The 6,759-nt window shown below is 54.4% G+C and carries 6 protein-coding genes and 1 pseudogene; 3 read left to right on the forward strand and 4 right to left on the reverse strand.

Features of this window, described 5'->3' with window-relative positions; translation table 11 throughout:
* Nucleotides 1–53: 53 nt before the first annotated feature.
* From K0778_RS20340 to K0778_RS20355, 4 genes are read right to left on the reverse strand one after another with little or no spacing between them, the layout of a single operon-like run.
* Nucleotides 54–947: a carbamate kinase gene (locus K0778_RS20340; RefSeq protein WP_063084481.1), complete on the reverse strand. Its 894-nt coding sequence runs from the start codon at nucleotides 945–947 to the stop codon at nucleotides 54–56.
* A complete protein-coding gene (locus K0778_RS20345) occupies nucleotides 944–1,759 on the reverse strand; it encodes a DUF2877 domain-containing protein (RefSeq protein WP_001469952.1) in 816 nt (271 codons plus the stop codon). Before K0778_RS20345 ends, K0778_RS20340 begins: the two co-directional genes overlap by 4 nt.
* Before the next feature lie 10 nt (nucleotides 1,760–1,769).
* On the reverse strand, nucleotides 1,770–3,029 hold the full coding sequence (locus tag K0778_RS20350; protein WP_000495365.1) for a DUF1116 domain-containing protein: 1,260 nt from the start codon (nucleotides 3,027–3,029) through the stop codon (nucleotides 1,770–1,772).
* A gap of 9 nt (nucleotides 3,030–3,038) precedes the next feature.
* Nucleotides 3,039–4,706: an acyl-CoA synthetase FdrA gene (locus K0778_RS20355; RefSeq protein WP_000580840.1), complete on the reverse strand. Its 1,668-nt coding sequence runs from the start codon at nucleotides 4,704–4,706 to the stop codon at nucleotides 3,039–3,041.
* A 316-nt stretch (nucleotides 4,707–5,022) separates the two neighbouring features.
* On the opposite strand from K0778_RS20355, the gene allD reads away from it, so the two are divergent.
* The 3 genes and pseudogenes from allD to K0778_RS27810 form a co-directional block, all read left to right on the forward strand.
* Nucleotides 5,023–6,072, forward strand: coding sequence for an ureidoglycolate dehydrogenase (allD, locus tag K0778_RS20360; protein ID WP_000703900.1), 1,050 nt, complete (start codon nucleotides 5,023–5,025; stop codon nucleotides 6,070–6,072).
* A 21-nt stretch (nucleotides 6,073–6,093) separates the two neighbouring features.
* A pseudogene (locus K0778_RS20365) lies at nucleotides 6,094–6,639 on the forward strand (hydantoinase/carbamoylase family amidase); the annotation flags it as partial.
* Nucleotides 6,640–6,672: 33 nt separating this feature from the next.
* On the forward strand, nucleotides 6,673–6,759 hold an 87-nt coding region (locus K0778_RS27810), incomplete at its 3' end, for a hypothetical protein (RefSeq protein ID WP_227664762.1).

Here is a 6,759-nt window from a genome sequence, read left to right on the forward strand (position 1 = left end):
CCTGATAAGACGCGTCAAGCGTCGCATCAGGCACAAATGTCTAATGCCTACGACTACAGCGAAATACAGGTCCCCGCTTCGCCCGCCAGCGTCTCTTCAATTCGCGATAACACCCCAATCCACGCGGGTTTACCACGGCTTCTGACATAACCACTCACCGCCGTTACCTTCGGCCCCATCGAACCATCGGCTTTGGCAAATGGCGCTAACTCATCCGGTGTGGCATGGCGAATGGCGCGTTGCTGCGGCGTTCCCCAGTTTTCATATACCGCATCAGCATCAGTGAGGATCACCAGCCCATCGGCGTTAATCTGCTCAGCGAGCAACGCAGCAGCGAGATCTTTATCAATCACCGCTTCACTCCCTGCCCCATCTTCCGTCACAGGCACACCGCCGCCGCCACTGCAAATCACCACATGCCCCTCTTTGAGCAACAACTCGATGGCTTCGCTGTCGAGAATTTTACGCGGTTGCGGAGACGCCACCACCCGGCGCAAATATTTACCATCACGTTTCATCTGCCAGCCGTAAGCCGCTTCCAGTGCCTCTTGTTCTTCTGGCTGATAAACCGGACCAATAAATTTCTCTGGCTGCAAAAACGCCGGATCATCAGGCGAAACCTCAATGCGCGTCAGCACCGTCGTCACGGGCGGCATCTGCGGCTGTGCGCTCAAACTCTGCGCCAGCATATAGCCAATCATCCCCTGACTTTCTGCCACCAGCACATCCAGCGGATACGGTTCTACCTCTTTCCACGCCAGATTCTGCAATGCCAGCAGCCCCACCTGCGGCCCGTTGCCGTGAACAATCGCCAGCCGATAAGAACGGGCCAGGCGCGCCAGCGCGGGTACAGCACTGGCGATATTGCGATATTGATTTTCTGCCGTCAGCGCCTCACCGCGCTGGAGTAAGGCGTTTCCCCCAAGAGCTACAACCAGTGTTTTCATGGTTTTCCTTGTAATAATTGTTGACCAAGCCAGAACCCCAGCAGTGTATCTGCCCCTGACGTATGCCCCAGCGCCAGCAGCGAATCAATCGCAACAGCGGTACGTTTCGGGCAACTCAGAGCATGAACAAAGTGCAGGAGTGGCGAGGCGAAATATCCTTGCGCGGCATAACGTAAATAACTGACGCTCACCGCTGTGGTAACGAGTTGCAGATTGTCGGAACAGGCAAAAAACTGGCGACCGGAGCGCGCATCTAAAGCGCCATAATACCAGGCCGCCAGCAGCATTCCGCTCAGCGTGTCATCATGACTCGGCGTTAATCCGGGGCCTTTACCCAGCCAGTGCCGCCAGTCGGTCTTAACGCCATTGAGCGCGGCCTGAAAACAGTGACGAAACTGGCGTAACTCAGCAGGCAGCGGATCGCTTGCCGCCAACGCCAGTGGCCCGAAAAGCCCGGTTTCCTCCGCGCGTTGCATCCATGCAGCTGCAAGTGGTTGAGGATGCGCAGGCGGCGTAATACGCAGCAAACAATAACGCTGTGGCTGTTTAACCGTGAAACGCCTGAGGCGAATCCCTTGAGCCACAACCTGTGGTCGTTCATTGCCGCATAATCCACCGCATAACGCATCGAATTGCGCACGGCGAAGCATCCATCCTCCGGGGCCGAAACCACTACCCTGACGATGCAGCGTTAACAGTTCGCCGCTTTCCGTCATCAGGTTAATCGCCCGTCGCCACACTCCCGCTAACCGCCAGGACTGGCGATAATTCGGTGCACTACGGCTGGCAAGCAGAGGATGGATGATCGTCATTGCGCGTTCCTCAACCAATCCCCATGCTTTCAGCCAGTGCTTCCAGCGCCTGTTCAAAACACGCCAGCGGTGCCCGCACAGTGCCTGCGCCAATCTGCCCGATCCCCGCCTCTTTATGGGCGATACCGGTATTGATGAGTGGCGTAATGCCGGTTTCTACCACGCGACGAATGTCCAGTCCCAGGCACGCGCCCTGAAAATCCCAGCCTGGGATCTGCAACTGCATATTGCGCTCAAGGTAAATTTCCGCCATCTCTTCAGATACCGCTCTGGCCGCTTCCATGCCACCCGCACCGACAAAGCGCGTTACGCCAGGCGCTGCGATCATTGCCGCACCTCCGATACCAAAGGTTTCGGTAATCGCGCTATCGCCCATATCCGGGTTCGCCTGCTCCTGCGAGAAGCCGGTGAAAAACAGACCTTGCGGAGTGTTTACAGGCGCAGTAAACCAGCGTTCGCCCAGCCCGCTTACCCGAATCCCGAACATATTGCCGTTGCGGGTCATTGCCGTGACGATGCTGCCTGCGCGGATCATCGCGCCAGCATCCATCGCCGCCTTGCAGTAAGCCATCGCGAGGTTGAGGAAGAACTGATCGGTCACGCTGAGGAAATCCATCACTTCGGCGATGTGCTGTTTATCATGATCGAGGCGAGCAATTTGTGGGGCCAGCGCACGCATTAACAGTGCAGAGGAAGCAATATTGCGTTGATGGAACTCATCGCCCATCGTAATGCCCTGCGCCATCATCGCCGTGAGATCGATACCGCGCTCCATGCGCCCCAGCGCCGCGCTTAATACTGGCATTAACACATCGCGCATCCAGCGATGGCGAGTCAGGACATCTTCGCCGTAAGCGCCAAAACGCATCACTTTGCCGATACCTTCGTTGAGGTTGCAGTACGCCCGGTTGCCGTCGGTCACGTTCTCAACCACCAGCATCGGCATACTGGCAGAAGTAATACCGCCCATTGGACCGACGGCATTCACATGGTGACAAGGAATGAAGTTCACTTCCCCCTGCTCCAGTATTGCCAGCGCCTGCGCTTCATCTTTCGCCCAGCCTTCGAACAGACATGCGCCCACGCACGCCCCTTTCATGGGTCCGGTCATCTCCTGCCAGCGCATTGGCGGCCCGGCGTGAAGCAGTGTTTTGCCCTCGTTTAGTTCGCTGATAAGTGAAGAAGCCGGTTGCACATCCAGCCAGTGTGGACGAGCGCGACGAATTTGTTCGATAACCGCAGCATTGGCTTGCGCCACTGATGTAAACATGGGAACCCCTTATTGCAAACGTTCTAATAAACGAGCCAGTTTTTTATTGCCGCCGGCGACTGGCGACCATTGGTAATGCACAACCGGTTTGCTGGCGCTTTGTAGCTCCAGCGCAAAGCTGCGTAATCCGATGTTAATCACGGCGACGTTTTCCAGTAATGACGGTGTGTGTTGCTGAGTGGCAGGCGAAAGCGGACGAATCAGTGCCGCCGCCAGCAAGGTGGCTTCCGGCAGCGAACTCACTACCGCGATCCCTGCATCTTCCAGCGTGGCGATTTGCTGCGAGCGGCATTGCGGGTCACGTTCAGTGCCTGTCACCGTGGCAATGGCATACAGTGGTTGATTGTCTGAACGCGCGGCACATGCTTTTTGCCAGGCGCTTACCAGCGAGGCGGCAGGATCGGCGGTCGCACCGAAGCCAATCACGACATCAAGCAGCAATACGCGCACTTGCGGTTTAGCGCCGAGATCGGCAATTAACTGATTGCGTAAGGCTGGGTCGATCATCGGATGGGGACGCCCGACGGTGTAGAAATCATCGCCGAGGTCAATAATCTGGTGACCATCGGCGTCGAGCATCATGCCGTGATGATGGGTATCGTCGGCTTCCACGCCAAGGTGTCCAGCAAGTAATCCCGCCGCTTCGGCAGCCAGGGTACCGCCGGTATACAAACCGCAAATAAATCCGCTGCTGGCAGGCGTTATCGCGTTACGTCGCGCCGTAACGCGTGAAAGCAGGCAAGCCAGGCGTGCGGCCTCATCCAGCGAGGAGGCAAACCAGACATTCTCGTCGCGGGCCACCGCCGGGGTATAACCTAAAAACAGCGCCACCGTCGGTTTGCCGGTTGCTTTCATGGCATTAACAATTTTCAGACGCACAGCTTCGGCAGGCGGTTTTGAAACAAATGCCAGCACTTCGCTTTTCTCGTCTGCACTGAGCATTTCCAGCGCCGTCAGCGCACTGATGCCGCCCACTTCACGGCTGAGGTCGCGCCCGCCAAGGCCAATCGCGTGAGTAATTCCCTCCCCTGCCAGCGCAATCTGCGAACACAGTTCCTGAATCCCGGTACCGGAAGCGCCAATGACGCCAATATTGCCTTCCGGCATCACGTTAGCAAAAGCCAGCGGCGTGCCGGCAATCATCGACGTACCGCAGTCCGGCCCCATCACCAGCAAGCCTTTTTCCCGCGCGCGGCTTTTAAGTTGGATTTCATCTTCCAGCGTGACGTTATCGGAGAACATCATCACGTTGAGGTTGCGATCCAGCGCCTGGTTCGCCAGCTCCGCCGCATACTCGCCAGCCACTGAAATCAGCGCCAGACTGGCGTCGGGTAATTTCTGACAGGCACTGTCCCAGCGACGCACCTGCGTCAACGCCTGGCTGCTGCCTGACCCCTGCGCCAGTTGTTTTAGCGCCTCTTCAAGCTGCTGCATAATCGCCTGCGCGATCCCCGCATCCGCCGCTTCGCTACGAATTGCCACGCAAATATCGTTCGGCGTGGCGTTATTAAAATCGTCATGCCAGAAACCTGTGGTATCTAATAACGCTTTATTGGCGGGCGTACCCATCATTACGGAAACATCATCAACATTTTCTGATTCGCTGAGTTTTCGTGAAATAATCATTAAACTGACCGAATCCTGAAAACACCCTTTTTTAATAAAGGCGTGGATCATAACAACTCCTTAAAAATTGCACCCATGGCAATTGCACGAGCAGTGTTAATGTGGCGATTACGGTATCGATGACAACGAGTAAATAAGGTGATGAATATCACACAGGAATTATTAACAAAAGAATTCAAATAACCGCCAGGCTATTACTCATTATTTTTTAATAAGCGTGGTTGTTTTAAAAATCAGGTTAAAAGTGAGCGGATTATCAAATAAATTCTAACTATATTTTCTTGCCTGTCTGGATCACATAATCCAGATATTTTCCCTGTATGTTAATTGCAGTCATGCTTCACACCGTCGTTAAAAAGGAAGACAGATGAAAATCAGTCGGGAAACACTCCACCAGCTAATTGAGAATAAACTCTGCCAGGCTGGGTTAAAACGTGAGCACGCTGCAACCGTGGCTGAAGTATTGGTTTACGCCGATGCCAGAGGGATCCACTCTCATGGCGCGGTGCGCGTGGAATACTACGCGGAACGCATTTCAAAAGGCGGCACCAACCGCGAACCGGAGTTTCGTCTTGAGGAAACCGGGCCGTGCTCGGCAATTTTACATGCCGACAATGCCGCCGGACAGGTCGCGGCGAAAATGGGTATGGAACATGCCATCAAAACCGCCCAGCAAAATGGCGTTGCGGTGGTCGGTATCAGCCGGATGGGTCACAGCGGCGCAATCTCTTATTTTGTGCAGCAGGCAGCCCGCGCCGGATTCATTGGCATTTCGATGTGCCAGTCCGATCCAATGGTGGTGCCGTTTGGCGGCGCGGAAATTTACTACGGTACTAACCCCCTGGCCTTTGCCGCGCCGGGAGAAGGCGACGAGATCCTTACCTTTGATATGGCGACTACCGTACAGGCATGGGGAAAAGTGCTCGACGCCCGCTCGCGTAATATGTCTATCCCGGATACCTGGGCGGTCGATAAAAACGGTGTACCAACAACCGATCCGTTCGCGGTACATGCTCTGCTCCCCGCCGCCGGGCCAAAAGGGTATGGCCTGATGATGATGATTGACGTCCTCTCAGGCGTCTTACTCGGCTTACCGTTCGGGCGACAGGTTAGTTCGATGTATGACGATTTACACGCAGGGCGTAATTTGGGGCAATTACATATAGTTATTAATCCGAACTTTTTCTCCTCCAGCGAATTATTCCGTCAACATCTTAGCCAGACCATGCGCGAATTAAATGCCATTACCCCCGCGCCCGGTTTTAATCAGGTTTATTATCCCGGACAGGATCAGGATATTAAACAACGCAAAGCCGCCGTCGAAGGCATCGAAATTGTTGATGATATTTACCAGTATTTAATTTCCGACGCGCTTTATAACACGTCATACGAAACGAAAAATCCCTTTGCGCAATAATTATTGAGACAGGACTTTCTTATGATTACACATTTCCGTCAAGCTATAGAAGAAACGCTGCCCTGGCTTTCCTCTTTTGGCGCTGACCCAGCGGGTGGGATGACCCGTTTACTTTATTCGCCGGAATGGCTGGAAACCCAGCAGCAATTTAAAAAAAGAATGGCAGCAAGCGGGCTGGAAACACGTTTCGATGAAGTGGGGAATTTATACGGTCGCCTGAATGGCACCGAATATCCACAGGAAGTGGTTCTGAGCGGTTCGCATATCGATACCGCGGTTAACGGCGGTAACCTTGACGGGCAATTCGGCGCGCTGGCGGCGTGGCTGGCAATTGACTGGCTGAAAACGCAATACGGCGCGCCGCTACGTACGGTCGAAGTGGTGGCGATGGCAGAAGAAGAAGGCAGCCGCTTCCCGTATGTCTTCTGGGGCAGTAAAAATATTTTTGGGCTGGCGAATCCTGACGACGTGCGGAATATCTGTGATGCCAAAGGAAATAGTTTTGTCGATGCGATGAAGGCTTGCGGATTTACTCTTCCGAACGCCCCACTAACTCCGCGTCAGGATAGGCTTTGTTGAATAAATCGAACTTTTGCTGAGTTGAAGGATCAGATCACGCATCCTCCCGACAACACAGACCATTCCGTGGCAAAGCAAAAGTTCAGAATCACCAACTGGTCCACCTAC

This window comes from Escherichia sp. XD33 (assembly GCF_019375075.1).
In the GTDB taxonomy this organism is placed as follows: Bacteria; Pseudomonadota; Gammaproteobacteria; order Enterobacterales; family Enterobacteriaceae; genus Enterobacter; species Enterobacter flexneri_A.